Annotated in this window: 18 protein-coding genes; 8 read left to right on the forward strand and 10 right to left on the reverse strand. The window is 71.2% G+C overall.

Features of this window, described 5'->3' with window-relative positions; all coding sequences use genetic code 11:
* Nucleotides 1–86 precede the first annotated feature (86 nt).
* On the forward strand, nt 87–992 hold the full coding sequence (locus AB0O53_RS06490; protein WP_365193533.1) for an LLM class flavin-dependent oxidoreductase: 906 nt from the start codon (nt 87–89) through the stop codon (nt 990–992).
* A 61-nt stretch (nt 993–1053) separates the two neighbouring features.
* Here the strand turns inward: AB0O53_RS06490 and AB0O53_RS06495 are convergent, their stop codons facing one another.
* From AB0O53_RS06495 to AB0O53_RS06505, 3 genes are all read right to left on the reverse strand, one after another.
* On the reverse strand, nt 1054–4071 hold the full coding sequence (locus tag AB0O53_RS06495; protein ID WP_365193536.1) for an ATP-binding protein: 3018 nt from the start codon (nt 4069–4071) through the stop codon (nt 1054–1056).
* Nucleotides 4068–5972, reverse strand: a complete 1905-nt coding sequence (locus tag AB0O53_RS06500) for an HSP90 family protein (protein ID WP_365193539.1) — start codon at nt 5970–5972, stop codon at nt 4068–4070. The genes AB0O53_RS06495 and AB0O53_RS06500 overlap by 4 nt, the downstream gene beginning before the upstream one ends.
* 146 nt (nt 5973–6118) lie before the next feature.
* The gene (locus AB0O53_RS06505; protein ID WP_350990477.1) at nt 6119–6658 is read right to left on the reverse strand and encodes an RNA 2'-phosphotransferase; all 540 of its coding nucleotides are present in this window, start codon (nt 6656–6658) and stop codon (nt 6119–6121) included.
* Nucleotides 6659–6803: 145 nt separating this feature from the next.
* Between AB0O53_RS06505 and AB0O53_RS06510 the strand changes: the two genes are divergently transcribed.
* The gene (locus tag AB0O53_RS06510) at nt 6804–7592 is read left to right on the forward strand and encodes an aquaporin (protein WP_365193542.1); all 789 of its coding nucleotides are present in this window, start codon (nt 6804–6806) and stop codon (nt 7590–7592) included.
* A 159-nt stretch (nt 7593–7751) separates the two neighbouring features.
* Here AB0O53_RS06510 and AB0O53_RS06515 read toward each other — a convergent pair whose 3' ends face one another.
* From AB0O53_RS06515 to AB0O53_RS06525, 3 genes are all read right to left on the reverse strand, one after another.
* Nucleotides 7752–8666: a MerR family transcriptional regulator gene (locus AB0O53_RS06515; protein ID WP_365193544.1), complete on the reverse strand. Its 915-nt coding sequence runs from the start codon at nt 8664–8666 to the stop codon at nt 7752–7754.
* 171 nt (nt 8667–8837) lie between these two features.
* Complete coding sequence (locus tag AB0O53_RS06520) at nt 8838–10628, reverse strand: SDR family oxidoreductase (protein WP_365193545.1); 1791 nt, start codon at nt 10626–10628, stop codon at nt 8838–8840.
* A complete protein-coding gene (locus AB0O53_RS06525) occupies nt 10625–11497 on the reverse strand; it encodes a M24 family metallopeptidase (protein ID WP_350990485.1) in 873 nt (290 codons plus the stop codon). The genes AB0O53_RS06520 and AB0O53_RS06525 overlap by 4 nt, the downstream gene beginning before the upstream one ends.
* Nucleotides 11498–11714: 217 nt before the next feature.
* On the opposite strand from AB0O53_RS06525, the gene AB0O53_RS06530 reads away from it, so the two are divergent.
* The 5 genes from AB0O53_RS06530 to AB0O53_RS06550 all read left to right on the forward strand — a co-directional run bounded on the left by AB0O53_RS06530 (nt 11715) and on the right by AB0O53_RS06550 (nt 15960).
* Nucleotides 11715–12704 carry an ABC transporter ATP-binding protein gene (locus AB0O53_RS06530; protein WP_350990487.1) on the forward strand — a complete coding sequence of 330 codons (990 nt, stop codon included), beginning with the start codon at nt 11715–11717 and terminating at the stop codon, nt 12702–12704.
* On the forward strand, nt 12694–13581 hold the full coding sequence (locus tag AB0O53_RS06535; RefSeq protein ID WP_350990489.1) for an ABC transporter permease subunit: 888 nt from the start codon (nt 12694–12696) through the stop codon (nt 13579–13581). The genes AB0O53_RS06530 and AB0O53_RS06535 overlap by 11 nt, the downstream gene beginning before the upstream one ends.
* Complete coding sequence (locus tag AB0O53_RS06540) at nt 13578–14489, forward strand: ABC transporter ATP-binding protein (RefSeq protein WP_350990491.1); 912 nt, start codon at nt 13578–13580, stop codon at nt 14487–14489. The genes AB0O53_RS06535 and AB0O53_RS06540 overlap by 4 nt, the downstream gene beginning before the upstream one ends.
* 15 nt (nt 14490–14504) lie before the next feature.
* The gene (locus AB0O53_RS06545; RefSeq protein WP_030839473.1) at nt 14505–15224 is read left to right on the forward strand and encodes an ABC transporter permease; all 720 of its coding nucleotides are present in this window, start codon (nt 14505–14507) and stop codon (nt 15222–15224) included.
* 85 nt (nt 15225–15309) lie between these two features.
* Entirely contained in the window at nt 15310–15960 is a 651-nt protein-coding gene (locus AB0O53_RS06550; protein WP_350990493.1) for a rhomboid-like protein, read from the forward strand.
* 7 nt (nt 15961–15967) lie between these two features.
* Here AB0O53_RS06550 and AB0O53_RS06555 read toward each other — a convergent pair whose 3' ends face one another.
* Nucleotides 15968–16612, reverse strand: a complete 645-nt coding sequence (locus AB0O53_RS06555) for a response regulator (RefSeq protein ID WP_365193550.1) — start codon at nt 16610–16612, stop codon at nt 15968–15970.
* A 10-nt stretch (nt 16613–16622) separates the two neighbouring features.
* Nucleotides 16623–17612 (reverse strand): sensor histidine kinase, encoded by a 990-nt coding sequence (locus AB0O53_RS06560; protein WP_350990497.1) that lies wholly within the window; start codon nt 17610–17612, stop codon nt 16623–16625.
* Nucleotides 17613–17776: 164 nt separating this feature from the next.
* On the opposite strand from AB0O53_RS06560, the gene AB0O53_RS06565 reads away from it, so the two are divergent.
* The gene (locus AB0O53_RS06565; RefSeq protein ID WP_365193553.1) at nt 17777–18331 is read left to right on the forward strand and encodes a hypothetical protein; all 555 of its coding nucleotides are present in this window, start codon (nt 17777–17779) and stop codon (nt 18329–18331) included.
* A gap of 137 nt (nt 18332–18468) precedes the next feature.
* Here the strand turns inward: AB0O53_RS06565 and AB0O53_RS06570 are convergent, their stop codons facing one another.
* Both AB0O53_RS06570 and serS read right to left on the reverse strand, forming a co-directional pair.
* Nucleotides 18469–19281, reverse strand: coding sequence for an HAD family hydrolase (locus AB0O53_RS06570; RefSeq protein ID WP_350990500.1), 813 nt, complete (start codon nt 19279–19281; stop codon nt 18469–18471).
* Complete coding sequence (gene serS, locus AB0O53_RS06575; RefSeq protein WP_350990501.1) at nt 19278–20555, reverse strand: serine--tRNA ligase; 1278 nt, start codon at nt 20553–20555, stop codon at nt 19278–19280. Before serS ends, AB0O53_RS06570 begins: the two co-directional genes overlap by 4 nt.
* Nucleotides 20556–20967 lie beyond the last annotated feature (412 nt).

Raw genomic sequence — 20967 nt, forward strand, 5'->3', positions numbered from 1 at the left:
CAGCGGGCGGTCGGCGATGTTTCACGTGAAACACATCCGCAGGTCGATGTTTCACGTGAAACATCGACCCGCCGTAGGCTCGATGCATGAGTCTGCGTCTGAGCACGGTGATCCTTCCGGTACGTCGATGGCACGAGGGGGGCCGGGACCAGTGGCTGCGCGCCGAGCAGCTCGGGTTCCACACCGCCTACACCTACGACCACCTGTCGTGGCGGACCTTCCGCGACGGCCCGTGGTTCGGTGCGGTGCCCACCCTGACCGCGGCGGCCGCCGCTACCGAGCGGATGCGCCTGGGCACGCTCGTCACCTCGCCGAACTTCCGTCATCCGGTGACCCTTGCCAAGGACCTCATCACCCTCGACGACGTCTCGGGCGGCCGTATCACGCTCGGCATCGGCGCCGGCGGAAACGGGTTCGACGCGACGGCCCTGGGTCAGGAGGCCTGGTCCCCGCGTGAGCGCGCCGATCGCTTCGCCGAGTTCGTGCCGCTGCTGGACCGGCTGCTGACCGAGGACTCGGTGAGCCACGAAGGCACCTTCTACTCGGCCCAGGAGGCCCGCAACATCCCCGGCTGTGTGCAGGGACCGCGGCTGCCGTTCGCGGTCGCCGCCACCGGACCCCGCGGTCTTCGGCTCGCCGCCCGGCACGGGCAGGCGTGGGTGACCACGGGTGACCCGAAGCTCTTCGAGAACGGCACACCCGAGCAGTCTGTGGAAGCCCTGCGGGGGCAGATCGAACGGCTCGGGAAGGCCCTTGTGGAGATCGGCCGGGATCCCGAGCCGATGGAGAAGATCCTGCTGACCGGCTTCACGCCCGAGGCCAACACCGTGCTCGAGTCCGTGGACGCCTTCGTCGACTTCGCGGGCCGGCACCGCGAGCTGGGATTCACCGAGCTCGTGATCCACGCGCCGATCCCGGACTCCGACTTCGCCGCGGACGAGGCCGTCTTCGAGAAGATCGCGACCGAGGCTCTGGCGCAGCTCGACAGCTGACCCGCCGGTCGTCGCCGCTCCCGTGCGGAGCGGCGACGACCTCCGCGGGACACCGGGACCGTTACGCGTCCCGGCCGTTCAGCTGTGTCAGCAGCCGCTCGGCGGACGGCAGTAGCCAGTCAGGCACCTCGTCCTCGGGAAGGTCCCGTGCCTCGTCGATCAGCGCGGTGACGCGGGCCGCGCCCGCTTCCGTATCGCCGCGCTCCTGCTCCGTCCAGGCCGCGTTGTTCAGGCACTGGAACCGGTCCCGCAGGTGGTCCGGGCCGAGTTCCGCGTAGGTCCGGCCGGCCCGGTCCCACAACTCGATCTCCTCCAGGCGCAGTGCGTCCACCTGTGCCGGGCTCAGCACGGCCGACCCGGACCGCGCCGTGTCCTCGTCCCCGTCGGCCTCCCCCGAGGCGGCGACGTACCGGTCCAGCACCTGGGCCAGCTGGTGCCAGGTCTGGGCGAGCTCGGACCGCAGGGCAGGGACACCGGGATCGGCGGCGAGGGCCGCCTCCAGTACCGCCGCGGCCTCCCCCATGCGACCCCGGGCGAGGTCCACCGTCGCGGCGGTGATCTCCTTGCGCAGACCCAGCCAGGCCAGGGAGCGCAGCACACGCACCTCGGCGACCGGGTCGGCGCCCGTCCTGCGGTGCAGCTCCAGGGCCCGCTCGTAGGCGGCGACCGCCTCCTCGGCCATCCCCGCGTCGTCCAGGGTGTCGGCCGCCGACTGCGCGAGGCTCGCCTGCGGGCGCGGGTCCTCCCAGCCCTTGGTGACCTCCGCAGCCAGCAGGTACTGCTCCGCCGCGGGGCGGAGCTCTCCCAGCCGGCGCAGCAGGTCACCCAGGAACTCCCGTACGAACACGGTCTGCCCGTCACCGTGCTCCAGCAGGTCGGGCAGGGCCGACTGCAGCACCTCGGCGGCCTCGGCGGTGCGCTCGTTGCGCGCGTACGCCCTGGCCAGGAGCAGCCGGGCCTGCGCACCGCCGTCGGACCCGAGGCCGGCCCGGTCGAACCAGTGGGCCGCGGTCAGTGCGTGCGCCGCCGCCTCCGACGTCTCCTCCCGCCGCAACAGGATGTCCGCGAGGGTCAGCCGTGCGACGCCCTGCGCTTCGGCATCGGTCAGCTCGACGGCATGCTCCAGCCCGGACCGTGCCGCCTGCTCCGCCTCCTCGGCCCGGTCCAGCGACATCAGTACCCCGGCCCGCAGCACGAGGGGGTCCACCGCCTGCCAGGGCCGACCCGCCGCGAGCGCCCGCGCGGCACTCGCCGCCAGCATCGGCAGGGCCCGCTCCGGGTCGCCCTGTGCGAGGATCACCCGGCCCAGCATCTCCTCGGCCTCGGCCACCAGGTCCGGCGCGGCTTCCTCGTGGGTGGCGACGAAGGCCGTCAGCTCGGCGGCGAGCTCCCCGTGACCGTGTTCCCGGCCCTCTTCGTGGTGATGGCCGTGGTCGTGGTGCCCGCCCGGGCCGGTGGCCTCCACCGTGCGCAGGTACGACTCCAGACGGATCGCCGACAGTTCCGCGAGGGCGATCCTTCTGGCCCGCAGCGGCTCGGCGCGGTCCAGCGCTTCGGCGGATCGCAGGGCGGCCCGCAGCAGTGCGCGGATCTCGGCGGGCGCGGCTGCCGACTGGGCGGCCGCACCCGCCATCCGCAGCTCCGCGAGTGCCGCCCGCTCCGCCCGGCCGAGCGCCCGGTACTCGTCCCTGACGGCGGCCAGGAGTTCACGCGCCTCCGGTGCCCCGCCCCGCGCGGCGGCCAGTGCCCGCTGGTCCGCGAGGTCAGCCCGGATCAGCGGGTCCGTATCCGGCTGCGCGTCCAGCCGCAGGGCCACCTCGGCCCACAGGCCGTCCGCACCCGGATGCCCGAGGGCTCGGGCGCTGCGGGCCCGCGCCACCAGCTCGGTGAACCCGGTGGGCGCCGCCGCGTCGGGCCCCGGCGCGGCGGGAGCGGCTGCCACGGTGGCCGCGTCCGGGCGGGGCAGCCCGGCGCTGCGCACCCCCAGCGGCAGGTCCGACGCCAGTGGCTGCTGGGCGACGCGGGCGAGGAACCGGTCCGAGACCCGCGTGGTGCCGTTGCGCGCGTCGAACTGCCCTGCGATGTCGAGGCAGTCGGCGTACAGCACCTCGTACAGCCCGGAGACGGTCCGGGGGCTGCCCTCGTAGGAGACGGCCGGGAGATCTCCGTGTCCCTGTTCCCGCAGGTGGTGCAGCAGGACGAGGATGCCTCCGTGGAAGGCCAGCCGGTCGTCGAGGTTCGCGAGGGGCGCCACGTGGGAGGCGTGTTCGGCCAGGATCTCCAGACCGCGCGAGGTGTTGCCGGTGAGCGCGCAGAACTCGATGTGCTTGCCGACCGACGGCAGCAGGCTCTCGTTGCCGCGGGCCATGCGGTAGCCGCGCAGGTGGTTCGAGCGTGCCTCGTCGGTCCGACCGAGCCGCAGCAGCGGAAGCAGCGAACCGGCGAGGATGCGGTGCGGTTCCTCGGCGCAGACCAGCTCCCCCGTGAGGACCGGCCGCCACAGTTCCAGGGCCTCGGCGTCGTCGCCCTGCAGGACGGAGTAGTGTCCCTGGCCGCCGAGTTCGCAGGCCTGACAGTCGCTCATGTCGTCGCGCTCCGCCGCCAGCCAGCTCCGGAAGGCACGCTCCGCGCGCTCGTCGTCGCCCGTCGCATGGGCCAGCCACAGTTCGGCGTCGCGCACCGGCCGCTCGCCGTATCCGGCGAGCCGGTAGCGGCGTTCCATCTCGTCCAGCCAGCCGGCCGCCGACGCCAGCGGGATGCCGGGCGAGTCGGCGATGGCCGTGGCCACCCACTTGAACTGCCAGAACAGCGAGTGGGCCTCCCACTCGGAGAAGGCGGCCGGGTCCTTGTCGTATTCCTGCAGCAGACGTGCGAAGGGGACGAGGATCTTCGGGGACTCGGAGCTGTAGAGGTAGGCGTTGATCAGGTTGTCGAGGGCCTCGCGGAACAGGGCCCGGTCGCCGCCGGCCTCGGCCGCGCCGGCCAGGGCCTCGGCGTGTGCGTTGCGCGCGGCACCGTTCGGCGCCTCGCGGTTCTCCGCCAGGCCCCGCACGATCTCCTCGTGCGTCAGGGTCGTCACTTCTGGTCCTCCTCACGGTCACGGGCATCAGTGGGGTGCGCGGCAGGGTGCGTCGCCCATTCCAGGAGCCCGAGGAAGGCCCGGTTGAGCAGCGCGGAGTCGGCTGGCCGCAGGGGCCGCTGGGACATCAACAGGGCCTGGCCGTAGAGGGATTCGACGGCGGTGCCGGTCAGTGCCTCGTCCCGCAGGCCGGAGATCCGGCGGATCAGCGGGTTGTTGTGGTTGAGGACCAGACGGGCGCGGGGTGCGGATCCGCGCAGCGCCCCGAGGATGCCGCTCCACAGCGAGTCGGCGCTCTCCATCGCGGCGGTGCGGTCGCGCTCCTGGCGGGCCTGGCGGTCGTCCAGGTAGAGCGCGGGCACGGTGACGGGCTGGAAGGCGCGCAGCACCACGTCGCAGCTCTGGGCTTCGAGGCGGGTGCGCGCGGTGGCCAGGAAGGGCGCGAGCGCCAGCTCGGCCTCGGTGGGCACCGGGTCGAGCCGTTCGGTGACGGCGCCGGCGTCCAGCTCGGTCACCTTGAGTTCGGGCCGGACGGAGGGCAGCAGGGCGAGCAGGTCCGCGTCGTAGGTGTAGCCGGCGTTGATGACGCCGAGGCCATGGGCCGCGGCGATCGGCGCGATCTGGCGGAACTCCTCGACGGTGCGCGTGAAGTGGATGTCGGTGTGGGCCGCCGCGAACTCCTGCAGGCTCATCGAACCGGCGCTGGTCTCGAACGGCAGCCAGGGCAGCATCAGTCCGAGCAGTTCGGAGTCGTGCCGGGCCATGGATTTCACACCGAGGTGGTGGACCCGGAGGAACGTGGCCAGACGGTCCGGGTCGCTCGCCGCGAGCTCGGCGAGCCAGCCGCGGATGCGGGCGCCGAGGGCCTCCCGTACGGCGGAGAGGGTCTCGTCGTCGTACAGGTTCTCGCGGGAGGCGGTGGGCCGCAGGGTGTCCGTGTCGATGACGGCGCGGACGAAGAAGGCCCAGTCCGGCAGCAGGTTGTCGGCCCGCTGCGTCAGCAGCATCCCCTTCAGGTGGACGCGGTGTCCGGCCCGGTGGGCGGGGCTGGTGGGGTCGGGCAGGACGTACGCCACCCCGCGGACGCCGGCGACCGGCAGGTCGAGGTCGATGCTGTCGAGCGGGGTGAAACCGAAGAGCTCCGCGCAGTGCCCGGCCAGTGCGGCGCGGCGGGCGGCAGGGGTGGGGAAGGCGCGCTCCCACACGGCGGGCCGGTCGGTGACGGGGCGCGGCTCGCCGCCCTGGCCGTCGTCGAAGGTGATGTCGTGGGGGAGCAGGGAGCCGTAGTCGCGGGCCAGTTCCTCGACCTTGGCCGGGACGGTCCACTCCGCGGCACCCGGCCGGGCTTCCAGGACGACGGTGGTGCCGGGTTCGGGGCGGGCCGCGTGGGGCAGTTCGCGCACCGTGTAGGAGCCGTCGTCGGTGGCCAGCCATTCCACGGGGGCGGCCCGGGGGTCGCGGGCGGAGCGGGTGACCACGCGGATCTGGCGGGCCACGACGAAGCATGCGAGCAGTCCGATGCCGAACTGGCCGAGGAACTCGCTGCGGGTGGCTTCCAGGGACTGGTCGTGGAGTTCGTCCCCGCCGCCCCGCTTGGAGCTGCGGCCGATGGTGGCGAGGAAGGAATGGGCCTCGGCGACGGTCAGACCGATACCGCTGTCCTCGATGGTCACCCGGCCGTCGGATGCCGAAAGCCGGATGCCGGCCTGCGCCCCCGGGTCGATCGCCTGGCGTGCGGTGACCGCGTCCACAGCGTTCTGCAGGAGCTCGCGGACGTAGACGCGCGGGCTGGAGTAGAGGTGGTGGGAAAGGAGGTCCACCAGACCGCGCAGATCGACCTGGAAGCTGTGGGGCGCGGACAGGGGCTCGGGTGTGGGTGTGGACGTGGGTGCAGACGTCATGGGGCGTCACCTCGCGTGCGTGCGGGAAGGGTTCGGCGATCGCGAGGTCCCCCCCTCACTGATCCCGGAGATGGGACACACATTAGGGGGATGTTCTGACAATCTCCGCGCGATTTCAGGCGTCCGCACCGGGGCTGCCGGCCGGGCTAGTGGAAGCGCAGGAACTGCGGTGGCACGGCGTCCACCAGCCATACCCCGTTGGCGCTGATCCGGAAGACGTGCCCGGCCGCACGCATCGCCCCGGCGTCCACGCTGAGGACGACGGGCCGGCCGCGGCGGGCGCCGACCCGGGTCGCGGTCTCGCGGTCGGGGGACAGGTGCACGTGGTGGCGGGCCATCGGGCGCAGCCCCTCGGCGCGGATCGAGTCGAGGGCGGCGGCCACGGTGCCGTGGTAGAGGTACGCGGGCGGTTCGGCCTCCGGGAGATCCAGGTCCACGGCCACGGTGTGCCCCTGGCTGGCCCGGATGCGGGTGCCGTCGACGGCGAACCGCTGCTTGTCGTTGGCGGCCACGACATGGTCGAGTTCGGCGCGGCTGAAGTGGAAGCCGTGTGCCGCGGCGGCGCTCAGGAGATCGTCGATCTCCACCCAGCCGTGGGGATCGAGCGCCAGTCCGATCCGTTCCGGCTGGTGCCGCAGGTGTTTCGAGACGTACTTGGACACCTTCACGGTGCGTCTTTCATCCATGGACCCCAGCGTGCCCCCTCGTGAGGCCCTCCGGCAGGGATTTTCGGCGGCCGTGCGGCGGTGGACGACCGGTGGACACCCTCTATCGCCATTCCGAGATGCGGAATATATTTTCCGTTGCCACTTCTGCCCTGGGGGAGAAACCATGACAGCCCATACCTCTCTGCCACGCCGTGCGGCTGCCGAGCTGATCGGGACCGCCGGCCTGCTGGTGGTCGTGATCGGCTCCGGGCTCAAGGCCGCGGAGCTCAGTGCCGACACCGGTGTCGCCCTCATCGCCAACTCGTTCGTGTCGGCCATCGGCCTCGGGCTGATCATCACCCTTTTCGGGCCGCTGTCGGGCGCCCACCTCAACCCGGTGGTCACCCTCGTCTCCTGGTGGGCCCGTCGCACCGGCGGCGAGGGGCTCGCAGGCCGCGAGGTGCTCGTCTACGTGATGGCCCAGACTGCCGGGGCCATCGGCGGCGCGGTCCTCGCTGAGGCCATGTTCGGCCGGACCCCGGGCACCTTCGCCACTCAGGCGCTCGACGGGGGGCACCTGCTCGTCGGCGAGGTGATCGCGACCGCCGGCCTCGTCCTCGTGATCCAGGGGCTGGGGCGCATCGGGCGCGCCGGCCTCGTCCCGGTGGCGGTGGCGGCGTACATCGCGGCCGCGATCTGGTTCACCTCCTCCGGCTCCTTCGCCAACCCGGCCGGCACCATCGGGCGCAGCTTCAGTGATTCCTTCACCGGCATAGCGCCCGGGTCGCTGCCCGGCTTCGTCGCCGCCCAGCTCCTCGGCGGGATCCTCGGCCTGGCCCTGGCGGGGTTCCTCTACGGGACCCGGGCGAAGGGCTCTGCCGCGGCCGAGGGCCCCGATGGCGCCGAGGTCCGGGAGGCCGAGCCGCCGGCGGGCGTCGGCCCCGACAGGACGGCGTACCAGACCGTCGGTTGAGACGCCGGCTCAGTTGCCCACAGGAAAACCGGACTTGTCCACAGCTGTTTGGGTGGGTTTTGACGGCAAACGCGCGATCCGCCCTGTGGAACCTGTGGACCCGTTCGGTTCAGGCGCTACGGGCGGCCCCGCTGCCGGTCACCTCGCTGCGGGGCACCCCTACCGGTCACCCCGGCGCGCCAGATCGTTCATCGTCCGGGCCTGGAGTTCCCGCTCCGTCGCCGCCCGCACGAACTCCGCCACGTGGTCGGCCCCGACCAGCTCCTGCACCGCTCGTACCGTCCCGGCCGGCAGCGCCACCGGCGAGGGGCCCGTCGGCTGCGGGCCCCCGGCCGCTCCCAAGTGCCTCTGGAGGTGCCGGGTCGCGAAGAGCCGCATCGCCCGCGCCAGCTCCGCGTCCACGGTCTGCTGGGCCAGCGGCCGCAGCCGCCGGACCATCGTCGCGGCTTCCGCGGCGTCGGCATCCGTGGGCGGCACCTGCCCGAGGTAGCGCGCGAAGACGTGCTCGGTGGTGAACTCCAGGAACCGCGAGGCGATGTGCTCCACCTGGCCCCGCAGTTCCCGGAGGTGTCCGGTGATGGCCGCGAGCGGCACCCCGGCCGCGTACAGCTCGGCCGCCACCGCCAGCTCCTGCGGGGACGGCACCAGGAACTGGTCCGGGCGGCCCGGGACCCGCTCCAGCACGCCCAGGTCGCAGGCCTCGCTCACGGCGTCTTCGTCCGGCAGGCCGCCGAACCGTTCGTTCAGCTCGTCCCGGCTGATCCGGGCCGCCTCCTCGTCGGTCCACGGCCCGTGCACCTCGGCGACCAGCCCCAGTACCCCGCCCAGCCCGCGCCCCGCGTCCCAGGCCTCCAGCAGCTCCTTGATGGAGGCCAGGGTGTAGCCGCGGTCCAGGAGGTCGGCGATCTGGCGCAGCCGCGCCAGGTGCGTGTCCCGGTAGACGTTGGAGCGGCCCCGCCGTTCCGGCTTGGGCAGCAGACCGCGGTCCTGGTACGCGCGGATCGTGCGCACCGTCGCTCCGCTGTGATGCGCCAGATCCTCGATCCGGTACTCGGCTACCGCCTGATCGGACAATCCCGGCTCCCTACGACATCGCGGCTCGGCCGACCGCGCCCGCTGCGGCCCGGGCGGCAGGTGAAGCCGCGAGGTGCTCGACCGCCCTGCGCAGCGAGCCCTCCTGCGAGGGATGGTACGACTGCCGGAAGTAGCAGGGTATGGCCGTGCCGGGCTCTCTCCTGACCCCGCTCACAGCCGGGGCTCCAGCCGTGCGATGCGCCGCAGGGCGCGCGGGGTGAAGCGGGACATCCACAGGGCGCCCTTGGACTCGGGCGTGACCGGCACGACCGCCTCGTTGCGGACCACGGCGCGCAGGATCGCGTCGGCGACCTTCTCCGGCGGGAAGTTGCGCAGACCGTACAGCCGGGAGGAGCGTTCCTGACGGCGCTTCTCCTCGGCCTGGTCCACCCCCGCGAAGCGCGAGGTGGCGGTGATGTTGGTGTTGACGATGCCGGGGCAGATCGCGGAGACGCCGATGGACTTCGAGGCGAGTTCCGCGCGCAGGCACTCCGACAGCATCAGCACCGCGGCCTTCGAGGTGCTGTAGGCGGGCAGGGTGCGGGAGGGCAGATAGGCCGCGGCCGAGGCGGTGTTGACGATGTGCCCGCCCTGACCGCGGTCGGCCATCTGCTTCCCGAAGATCCTGCAGCCGTGGATGACCCCCCACAGATTGACGTCCAGGACCTTCTTCCAGTCCTCGGCCGTCGTGTCGAGGAAGGCCCCGGACAGCCCGATCCCGGCGTTGTTGACCAGGATGTCGACGATCCCGTATTCGGCGGCGACCTTCGCCGCGAGCTTCTCCATCGCCTGCTCGTCGCTGACGTCCACGCACTCCGCCCAGGCCTCGGGGGCGCCCACGAGGCGGGCCATGTCGGCCGTGCGCGCCGCGCCCTCCGCGTCCCGGTCCACGGCCACGACCCGTGCCCCCGCCTCGGCGAAGGCGAAGGCGGTGGCCCGGCCGATGCCGCTGGCCGCGCCGGTCACCAGGACCAGCTGACCGCCGAAGCGGTCGGCGTACTTGGCCGGTGCCTTCAGCTCGGGTGCCCGCGCGATCGGCTCCTCCCTGGCCGTGACGAACTCGGCGATCCAGGAGGCCAGCTGGTCGGGCCGGGTCCTGGGTATCCAGTGCTTGGCGGGCAGGGTCCGCCGCAGCAGGTCCGGGGCCCACCGCTCCAGGCCGTCGTAGAGCCGCTCGGACAGGAAGGCGTCGCCGGTGGGAGTGATCAGCTGTACCGGCACGTGGGCGTAGGCGTCGGAACGGGGCCGGCGCAGCCTCGGGCGCACGTTGTCGCGGTAGAGCCAGGCGCCGTGCGCCGCGTCCGAGGGCAGGGAGGCCGTCGGGTAGGGGCCGGCCGGCACCTTCTCGACGCGCTCCAGCATCTTGGGCCACCTCTTGCCGAGCGGCCCGCGCCAGGCGAGCTCCGGCAGGACGGGGGTGTGCAGCATGTAGACGTACCAGGACTTGGCGCCCTGACCGAGGAGCTGCGCCGCCGCACGGGGGGTCGGCCGCGACATGCGCTTCTTGATCCAGTGCCCGAAGTGGTCCAGGGAGGGCCCCGACATCGAGGTGAAGGACGCGATCCGCCCCTCGGTGCGGGCGACCGTCGCGAACTCCCAGCCCTGTACGGAACCCCAGTCGTGGCCGACCAGGTGTACCGGCCGGTCCGGACTGACCGCGTCCGCCACCGCCAGGAAGTCGTCGGTCAGCTTCTCCAGGGTGAAGCCGCCGCGCAACGGCTGCGGCGCGGTGGAGCGCCCGTGGCCGCGCACGTCGTAGAGCACGACGTGCAAGCGGGTCGCGAGCCGCTCGGCGACCTCCGTCCAGACCTCCTTGCTGTCCGGGTATCCGTGCACCAGCAGCACGGTCGGGCGGCCCTTCTCGCCGAGCTCGACCACGCACAACTCGATACCGCCGGTGCGCACCCAGTGTTCCCGCGCACCCGCCAGCTCCGCCGCTCCTGCTCCCGTCATGCCGCTCATGCTGCCTTCTCCTCCTCGGCCCAGCGCCGCACGTGCGGCAGATCGTCGTCGAGCCAGAACGCGCTCTCCTCGGGGTCCCGTGAGTCGGTGACTACGAGGATCTCCTCGAACTTCGCCCCGGTGCCCCGGAAGCCCAGGTGCGGTTCCACCGCCCAGAGGCCGGGCTGCGGCGGATGGTCGGAGAAGTGGTACGGGCTCCACAGCGGGGACCAGCCCTCACGGTGCCCGTGCAGCGCGTCACTGGCCAGCCCCTTGAGGGACTGGGTGCCGAATCCGAACGCCGTCGGCGACCAGCGCCGCTCCTTCACCCGGTCGATCTTGTGGGCGATCACGCCGAAAGGGTAGGCGCGGTGCCGGTTGGCGTACCCCTGCCGGTTCATCAGCCGCTCGACGTCCTCGTAGATCTCCCGCAGGGAGCGGCGCTCGCGCACCTGCTCCAGGATCAGCACCCGGTGCGCCTGCAGATCGGACATGAGCCGGTCCTGCACCGGATTCAGGCCGAGGCTGCCGGAGTAGCCGATGTCCGCCGAGAAGCCCTTGTAGACCGGTGCCATGTCGAGGATGAACGGCATGCCCGGCTCCAGCCTCCGGTTGGTCGGGAAGAACTGCAGCGGTATCCGGAAGTTCGCGAAGGCGGTCCGGTCCCCGAACCACGCGAACGGCAGGTGGAACCAGTCCCGCACGCCGCGGTCGCGCAGCCACTCGCGCTGCATGCGCGCGGCCTCGCGCTCGGTCACTCCGGGCCTCAGCTGGGCCGCGACCGCCTCGGCGCACTCGTACGAGAGGCGCTGCACCTCTCTGAACCCGCTCAGGTCGGCGGAGAGCCGTCCGGAGTGCCGCGCGGTGCGTTGCCTGGTGTCCCCAGCCATGTCAGCCCGTCCATCCGTGTAGCCGTACGCGCCCGTAAGTTGACACTGATGAATGTGACAATGACCGGAGATCACGTCAAGGGCCGTGCACGGACCTGTGGACAAAGTTGTCCGGTGCACATCAGCCTCCAGTACGGGCATGTACGCCTGAAGGCGGAGACAGGATCCAGCTCCAGGTCTGACGCCTGGCGGGAACCGCACCACTAACGTCGGTTCCGTGACTGTCATCGCGACTGAAAGCCTGAGCAAGCGGTACCCCCGAGTGACCGCCCTCGACCGGCTCTCCCTGGACATCGGCCCCGGCGTGACCGGGCTCGTGGGCGCCAACGGAGCCGGCAAGTCCACGCTGATCAAGATTCTGCTGGGACTGTCCCCCGCCACCGAGGGCAGCGCCGCCGTGCTCGGCCTCGACGTCAATACGCATGGCAGCGCCATCCGTGAACGCGTCGGGTACATGCCCGAACACGACTGCCTGCCACCCGACGTCTCGGCCACCGAGTTCGTCGTCCACATGGCCCGCATGTCCGGACTGCCGCCGACCGCGGCCCGCGAGCGCACCGCCGACACCCTGCGCCACGTCGGGCTGTACGAGGAGCGCTACCGCCCCATCGGCGGCTACTCCACCGGCATGAAGCAGCGCGTCAAGCTCGCCCAGGCCCTCGTCCACGACCCCCAGCTGGTCCTCCTCGACGAGCCGACCAACGGCCTGGACCCGGTCGGCCGCGACGAGATGCTCGGCCTGATCCGCCGGGTCTACACCGACTTCGGCATCTCGGTCCTGGTCACCTCCCACCTCCTCGGTGAGCTGGAGAGGACCTGCGACCACGTCGTGGTCGTCGACGGCGGCAAGCTGCTGCGCTCCAGCTCCACCAGCGACTTCACCCAGACCACCACGACCCTCGCGGTCGAGGTCACCGACTCCGACGCCCACCCGGACGGCACCGCCGCCCTGCGCAAGGCGCTCACCGGGGCGGGCCTCACCCTGCACGCGGGCGAGGAGCAGGGCCTGCCCGGAGCCGGCCACATCCTCCTCGTCGAGGCCACCGGCGAGGACACCTACGACACCATCCGCGACACCGTCGCGGAACTGGGGATCGGCCTGGTCCGCATGGAGCAGCGCCGCCACCACATCGCGGAGGTCTTCCGCGACAGCGACCAGCCCGCGTACACCGCCCAGCAGAAGGGAGCCGGTTCCGATGGCGCCTGAGACGTCGACACAGATCCACAACATCGGCTACCGGTCCTACGACGGACCCCGGCTCGGCCGCGCTTATGCCCGCAAGTCGCTGTTCTCGCAGTCCCTGCGCGGCGCCTACGGGCTCGGCCGGTCCGCCAAGTCCAAGGTCCTGCCGATGCTGCTCTTCGCGGTGATGTGCGTCCCGGCGCTGATCATCGTCGCGGTCGCGATCGCGGTACCCGGTTCCACGGACCTGCCGATCAAGTACACGACGTACGCCCTGACCACCCAGGTGGTCATCGGCCTCTACCTGGCCTCCCAGGCGCCGCAGTCCGTCTCGCGGGACCTGCGCTTCAAGACGGTCCCGCTGTACTTCTCGCGGCCCATCGAGCGGGTCGACTACGTCGTGGCCAAGTTCGCGGCCATGGCCTCGGCCATGTTCATCCTCACCGCGACGCCGCTGCTGATCATGTGGATCGGCGCGCTCCTGGCGAAGTTCGACTTCGTCGACCAGACCAAGGGATTCGGGCAAGGACTCGTGTCGGTTCTGCTGCTCTCGCTGCTCTTCTCCGGGATCGGCCTGGTCATGGCCGCGCTCACGCCGCGCCGCGGGTTCGGCGTCGCGGCGATCATCGCGGTGCTGCTGATCCCCTACGGGGCGGTCACCGCGGTGCAGGGCATCGCCTACAGCACCGGGAACGCGGGAGCCATCGACTGGATGGGCCTGTTCTCCCCGATCACCCTGATCGACGGCGTGCAGACCGCGTTCCTCGGCGCCACCTCCGCCTTCCCCGGCGGTGAGGGCCCCTCGGCCGGCATCGGCTTCGTCTACCTGCTCGTCGCCCTCGGCCTGATCGCCGGCTCCTACGCCGCCCTGATGGCCCGCTACCGGAAGGCCGGGCTGTGACCACCATCGACATCGACCACACCTCCCGCTGGTTCGGGAACGTCGTCGCCGTCAACGACGTGACCATGCGCATCGGCCCCGGCGTCACGGGCCTGCTGGGCCCCAACGGCGCGGGCAAGTCCACCCTCATCAACATGATGGGCGGCTTCCTCGCCCCCTCCACGGGCACCGTCACCCTCGACGGCGCCCCGATCTGGCAGAACGAGCAGATCTACAAGCACGTGGGCGTCGTGCCCGAGCGCGAGGCGATGTACGACTTCCTCACCGGTCGTGAGTTCGTCGTCGCCAACGCCGAGCTCCACGGCCTCGACGACGCGGCCGCGCAGCGCGCCCTCGCCACCGTCGAGATGGAGTACGCGCAGGACCGCAAGATCTCCACCTACTCCAAGGGCATGCGCCAGCGCGTGAAGATGGCGTCCGCCCTCGTCCACGACCCGTCCGTGCTGCTCCTGGACGAGCCGTTCAACGGGATGGACCCCCGTCAGCGCATGCAGCTGATGGACCTGCTGCGGCGCATGGGCGACGAAGGACGCACCGTCCTGTTCTCCTCCCACATCCTGGAGGAGGTCGAGCAGCTCGCCTCGCACATCGAGGTCGTCGTGGCCGGACGGCACGCCGCCTCCGGCGACTTCCGCAAGATCCGCCGCCTGATGACGGACCGACCGCACCGGTACCTGGTCCGCTCCTCCGACGACCGGTCCCTCGCCGCGGCCCTGATCGCCGACCCCTCCACGGCCGGCATCGAGGTCGACCTTAAGGAGGGCGCACTGCGCATCCAGGCCGTCGACTTCGGCCGGTTCACCGAGCTGCTGCCCCAGGTGGCCCGCCGGAACGGCATCCGGCTGCTGACGGTCTCGCCCTCGGACGAGTCCCTCGAGTCGGTCTTCTCCTACCTCGTCACGGCCTGAAAGGAGCTGGCACCCATGTACGACCCCACTGTTGCCCGGCTCACCTACCGGGCCCTGCTCGGTAGGCGCCGCGCGCTGATCCTCTTCGCCCTTCCCGCCCTGCTGATCGTCATCGCCTGTGTGGTCCGCGCCTTCGTCGGTGTGGACGACAAGGTCGCTGCCGACCTTCTCGGGGGCTTCGCCCTCGCCACGATGGTCCCGCTGATCGGTGTCATCGCGGGCACCGGCGCCATCGGCCCCGAGATCGACGACGGCTCCATCGTCTATCTGCTGGCCAAGCCGGTGAAGCGGCCGAAGATCATCATGACCAAGCTGATCGTCGCGATCGCCGTCACGATGGCCTTCTCCGCGATCCCCACCCTGATCGCCGGCTTCATCCTCAACGGCAACGGCCAGCAGATCGCCGTCGCCTACACGATCGCCGCGCTCGTGGCTTCGATCGCCTACAGCGCCCTGTTCCTGCTGCTGGGCACGGTCAGCCGGCACGCGGTCGTGTTCGGTCTGGTCTACGCCCTGATCTGGGAGTCGCTCTTCGGCAGCCTGGTCTCGGGCGCCAAGACCCTCAGCGTCCAGCAGTGGGCCCTGGCCCTGGCCGAGAAGGTCGCCGGCGAGGGGTACGTCGATGCCACGGTGGCACTGCCCACCGCGTCGGTCCTGCTCGTCGTGGTCACGGTCGGAGCCACCGTCTACGCGGGCCAGAAGCTGCGTCGCCTCACGCTGGCCGGCGAGGAGTAGGTCCGCGGCCGCAGTCCGCGTGCAGCTGTGCCCCGCCCGGCCCACCGGCCAGGCGGGGCACGGCTTTGCGCGTCATCATCGGTGCATGAGCGAGCGCACCGACCCGGAGCCGTCCCGGCCCCTGCGGTCCTGGATACGTTCCTCGCCCGGGACGCACATATGGCTGCTGATCATCGCCGTGACCAGCATCATCGTCGCGATAGCGCCGGACCAGGTCGACCGCGTCCTGCTGCACCGCAACAGCAGCAACATCCACCAGCTCGTCCAGCACCCCGTCCGGGCCCTCATCAGCAGCGCGTTCTGGATCGTGAACCCCGCCTCCCTCGCCCTGTACGCCGTGCTCTTCGAGGTGTTCCACGCGCCCGTCGAGCGCTGGCTCGGAACCCTTCGCTGGCTCGCGATCGTGGCCACCGCCCATGTCGTCGCCACCCTGATCAGCCAGAAGGTCCTTCTGACTGCCATCCAGGACCACCGGGCCCCGCGCAGCATGACCCATGTCGTCGACATAGGCGTCAGCTACGGTCTCGCGGCCTCCATCGGTGTCCTCACCTACCACCTCCCCCATCCCTGGAGGTGGTTCTACCTGGCCGGAGTGATCGCCTTCTTCGGGATCCCTCTCGCCACCGGCGGCACCTTCACCGACCTCGGCCACGCCATCGCACTCGCCGTCGGACTGCTGTCCTGGCCGCTCACTCGGCACGTTGTTTCACGTGAAACATCGCCGCGTTTCACGTGAAACGTGACTAGTCGACCTCCGCTTTCGCGACGCCGTGCTCCCATGCCCATGCGGCGATCCCCACCCGGTTCCGGGTCCCGACCTTGGCCTGGACGTTCGCGATGTGGGTCTTGGCCGTGCCCGCGGTGATGAACAGCTCCGTGCCGATCTCGGCGTTGGTGAGCCCCCGCGCCACCAGACGTACGATCTCCAGTTCCCGCTCCGTCAGGGGGTGCGCCGCGGGCCGCGCGGCCGGAGTCGGCGGCGACAGCCGGCTCAGCAGCCGCACCGTGATCTGCGGACTGATCAGGGTGTCCCCCGCCATCGCGGCCCGCACGCCTTCGATGAGCAGTGCCGGCCCGGACCTCTTCAGCAGAAAGCCGCAGGCGCCGTTGCGCAGTGCGGTGTGGACGTATTCATCGAGGTCGAAGGTGGTCACGACCACCACCCGCGTCTCGGGCACCAGCAGTCGGGTCACCTCCAGCCCGTCGAGCCGTGGCATCCGGATGTCCGCGAGCACCACGTCCGGCCGCAGTTGCCGGGCCAGCGCCACCGCGCGCTCCCCGTCCGCCGCCTCCCCCACGACGGTCATGTCCGGCTGTGAATCGAGGATCAGCCGGAATCCGTTGCGGATGTCCTCTTGGTCATCGGCTATCAGGATGCGTGTGGTCACGCCGCCATGATCACCTGAGGGAGCTCCCCTCCGCCGGGAAGACGGCGCAAACCCGCCACCCGCCGTCCTCGGCCGCCCCGGCGCACAGGGTTCCGCCCGCCGCCTCCACCCGTGCGCGCAGACCGGCCAGCCCGGTGCCTCCCCGCCTGCGGCGGGCCAGCATCCCACCCCCGCCGCGCGGGGCGGCGGAGTTGGTCACGCTGAGCTCGGTGCCCGCGCCGGCCCGGCGTACGGCGACCCGGACCTCGGCCGCCCCGGGCGCGTGCCGGCGTACGTTCGTCAGCGCTTCGACGGCCACCCGGTAGGCGGTGGTGTCCGCCTCCCGTGACAGCTCCCGCACGGCCTCGGGGTCGGCTTCCAGGGAGCCACCCTCGAACCGGTCCACCAGCTGCGGCAGTTGGGCCAGTCCCGGGACCGGAGCCGTCGGCCCGCCGGCGGCCTCCTGCAGTGCGTGCACGGTGCGGTCCATGGAAGCCAGCGCGCTCAGCCCCGCCGTCTCGATCCGCTCCAGCGCGCGTACCGCCTGCCCCGGGTCCTGTTCGGCCACGAACCTCGCGGCCTGGGCCTGCACGACGATGGCGCTCACGTCGTGTGCGACGAAGTCGTGCAGATCGCGGGCCAGTTCCAGCTGCTGGTCGCGCCGCGCGTCCCGCACGGCCCGTTCCATCCGGGACGCCTGACGGCGCAAGTGGCCGCCGGCCAGCACGGCCCCGATCGCCGGGACGGCCCAGAAGCCCGCCACGCCGCTGAGGTCCAGCCACGAACCGGTCTCCCACACGAGCGGCACGGGCCACACCGAGACCGCCACCACGCCCAGAGCACCCGCGACGGCTCCCGGGCGCACCGGCGACCAGCGGGCCACGAGGGCGAGCAGCAGGAGCAAGAAGCCCGCCCAGAGCATCAGCCACGCAGCGGGCACCCCCAGGAAGGTCCCGGCGATCCCGGCGAGCGCGGCCGAAGCCAGTAACGGGGCCCATATGTCACGGAGGTTGACGGCCATGAGCCGACCCTACGAGCGCAGGACGGCGCCCGGCCATCTGCCGTCCGGCAGATCCACAGGCCCGGCCGCGCCCACCGGACCTGCTGATCGGCGGATGGCTCGAGGGGGCCGACGCCGACGAGGCTCGATCCATCAACCGGCCCCTGCCTGATCGGACGTGGACGATGACCTCCACCCCCGCCTCCGCCGCCCTCGCGGGGGCATCGGACACCGTGCCCGGAGTCTCCCCGCACCTGCGGCGGCTCGCCACGCTCGCCTCGCTGACCGTGCTCCCCAGCTGCCTGTGGCGGCTCGCGATCGCGGCCGGCGTCCCCATGGGCTGGGGGCCGGGCAGCGATCTGCACCACTCGTACTACCCGGGGCGGGAATCCCTGGTGCTCGTCCTCGTCACCCTCCTGCAGGAGTGCCTGGGCCTGTTGAGCCTCGGTCTGGTGCGGCGCTGGGGCGAGGAACTGCCCCGCTGGATCCCCAGGCTCGGCGGGCGCCGGTTCCACCCGCTGGTGGCGGCGGTCCCCGCAGCGCTGGGCGCGCTCGTGCTCACCGGCATCACCTGCCTCGGCGCCGCGACATGGGCCGAGGTCAACGCCGCGAACCCCGACGCGCCCACCGGACTCGCCCTGCGGATCTTCAGCCTGTCCTACGCACCCCTGTTGCTGTGGGGGCCGCTGCTGGGCGTGCTGACCGTCGCCTACTGGCGGCGGCGTCGGATTCATGGCTGATGCGCGGAAATTCGCTGGTACGCGGCTTCGGGGCGGGGCAGAGTGAGTCGTGCGGGGAGCAACAAAAAGTCCGGGGCAGCCACTTCGAGCGCGCCTTCTGGCGCGGGCTGCCCCGGACTTCTTCCACATCCTGCGCGTTATGCGGCGCCCAGCAGACGCTCCAGCACCACGGCGATCCCGTCCTCCTCGTTCGAGGTCGTGACCTCGTCGGCCACCGCCTTGAGTTCCGGGTGCGCGTTGGCCATGGCCACCCCGTGGGCGGCCCAGCCGAACATCGGGATGTCGTTCGGCATGTCGCCGAAAGCGATCGTCTCCGCCGCCTTCACCCCGAGCCGGCGCGCGGCCAGCGACAGGCCGGTGGCCTTCGTCAGGCCCAGCGGCAGTATCTCGACGATGCCGGGACCCGCCATGACGACGTCGACCAGGCTGCCCACGGTCTCCCGGGCCGCCTTGACGAGCTGGTCGTCGTCCAGCTCCGGGTGCTGGATGTACAGCTTGTTGAGCGGAGCCGTCCACACCGCGGTGGTGTCCTCCAGGTAGAGGGCCGGGAGGCCGTCCTGTACCTGGTAGCCGGGCCCGAACAGGACCTCACCGTCCACCCCGTCACGGCTGGCGGCCAGGGCCAGCGGACCGACCTCGGCCTCCAGCTTCGAGAGCGCCAGCCCGGCCAGCTGCCGGTCCAGCGTCACCGAGGTCAGCAGCCGGTGCGCACCCGCGTCGTAGACCTGGGCGCCCTGTCCGCAGACCGCGATCCCCTTGTAGCCGAGGTCGTCCAGTACGTGACGGGTCCAGGGCACGGCGCGACCGGTGACGATGATGTGCGCCGCGCCCGCCGCGGTGGCCGCGGCGAGCGCTTCACGGGTGCGTTCCGAGACGGTGTCGTCGCCACGCAGCAGCGTGCCGTCGAGGTCGGTCGCGACGAGCTTGTACGGGAACGGGACCGGGCTCACTTGTTGATCGGCTCCAGGACCTCGCGGCCGCCGAGGTACGGGCGGAGCGCCTCGGGCACCCGCACGGAACCGTCGGCCTGCTGGTGGTTCTCGAGGATCGCCACGATCGTGCGCGGAACCGCGCACAGGGTGCCGTTCAGCGTGGACAGCGGCTGGGTCTTCTTGCCGTCGCGGTAGCGGATCGACAGGCGGCGGGCCTGGAAGCTGTCGCAGTTCGAGGCGGAGGTCAGCTCGCGGTACTTGCCCTGGGTCGGGATCCAGGCCTCGCAGTCGAACTTGCGCGAGGCGGAGGCGCCCAGGTCACCGGTGGCGACGTCGATCACCTGGAACGGCAGTTCCAGGCTGGTCAGCCACTGCTTCTCCCACTCAAGGAGCCGCTGGTGCTCGGCCTCGGCGTCCTCCGGCGCGACGTAGGAGAACATCTCGACCTTGTCGAACTGGTGGACGCGGAAGATCCCGCGGGTGTCCTTGCCGTACGTCCCGGCCTCACGGCGGAAGCACGGGGAGAAGCCGGCGTACCGGAGCGGCAGCTTGTCGCCCTCGATGATCTCGTCCATGTGGTAAGCGGCGAGCGGGACCTCGGAGGTGCCGACCAGGTAGTAGTCGTCCTTCTCCAGGTGGTAGACGTTCTCCGCGGCCTGGCCGAGGAAGCCGGTGCCCTCCATGGCGCGTGGGCGGACCAGCGCGGGGGTCAGCATCGGGATGAAGCCGGCCTCGGTGGCCTGGGCGATCGCGGCGTTGACCAGAGCCAGCTCCAGCAGCGCGCCCACGCCGGTCAGGTAGTAGAAGCGCGAGCCCGAGACCTTGGCGCCGCGCTCGACGTCGATGGCGCCCAGCAGCTCGCCGAGTTCCAGGTGGTCCTTGGGCTCGAAGCCCTCGGCGGCGAAGTCGCGGATGGTCCCGTGCGTCTCCAGGACGGTGAAGTCCTCTTCGCCGCCCACGGGGACGTCCTCGTGGACGATGTTGCCGAGCTGGAGGAGAAGGCGCTTGGCGGCTTCGTCGGCCTCGTTCTGCTCGGCCTCGGCGGCCTTGACGTCCTGCTTGAGCTGTTCGGCCTTCTTCAGCAGCTCCGCCCGCTCCTCCGCGGAGGCCTTCGGGATGAGCTTGCCGAGCGACTTCTGCTCATTGCGCAGTTCGTCGAAGCGCATGCCAGAGGACCTGCGGCGCTCGTCCGCGGAGAGCAGGGCGTCGACGAGTTCGACGTCCTCTCCACGAGCGCGCTGCGAGGCGCGGACACGGTCAGGGTCTTCACGGAGCAGCCGGAGGTCAATCACCCCTCCAGGCTACCGGGCGGGGCTTCCTGGGATCACACCGATATCACGCTGCGTGTCGCTATGTCCTAATTGCAACGAATGGATAAGGCTTGATCGCTGACCGGAAGTGACCCTTCTCGGGCAGTCAATAAAAGGGGCCCCATTCCCCGAAAAGGGGCACAATGCCGGATCCCGGGCCGTCCCTGAACAGGGCCGGAGGCGGTTCTTGTCCACAGGAATTGTGACCGTCCGCAGCTTATCCACAGGCTGTGTGCTGCATCTGTGGACACAGGAATAGATCATTCCTGATCGGTGGATGGCCGAGGTGAATCAGGGTTCAAACCGCCCTCACACACTCATTCGGGTGGGAATGACTCGCTCCAAAGAGTTGATCGGCGATACGGGGGTGACACCGTTCACCCACCGCTTCCCA

Source organism: Streptomyces erythrochromogenes, assembly GCF_040684695.1.
GTDB lineage: Bacteria > Actinomycetota > Actinomycetes > Streptomycetales > Streptomycetaceae > Streptomyces > Streptomyces erythrochromogenes_C.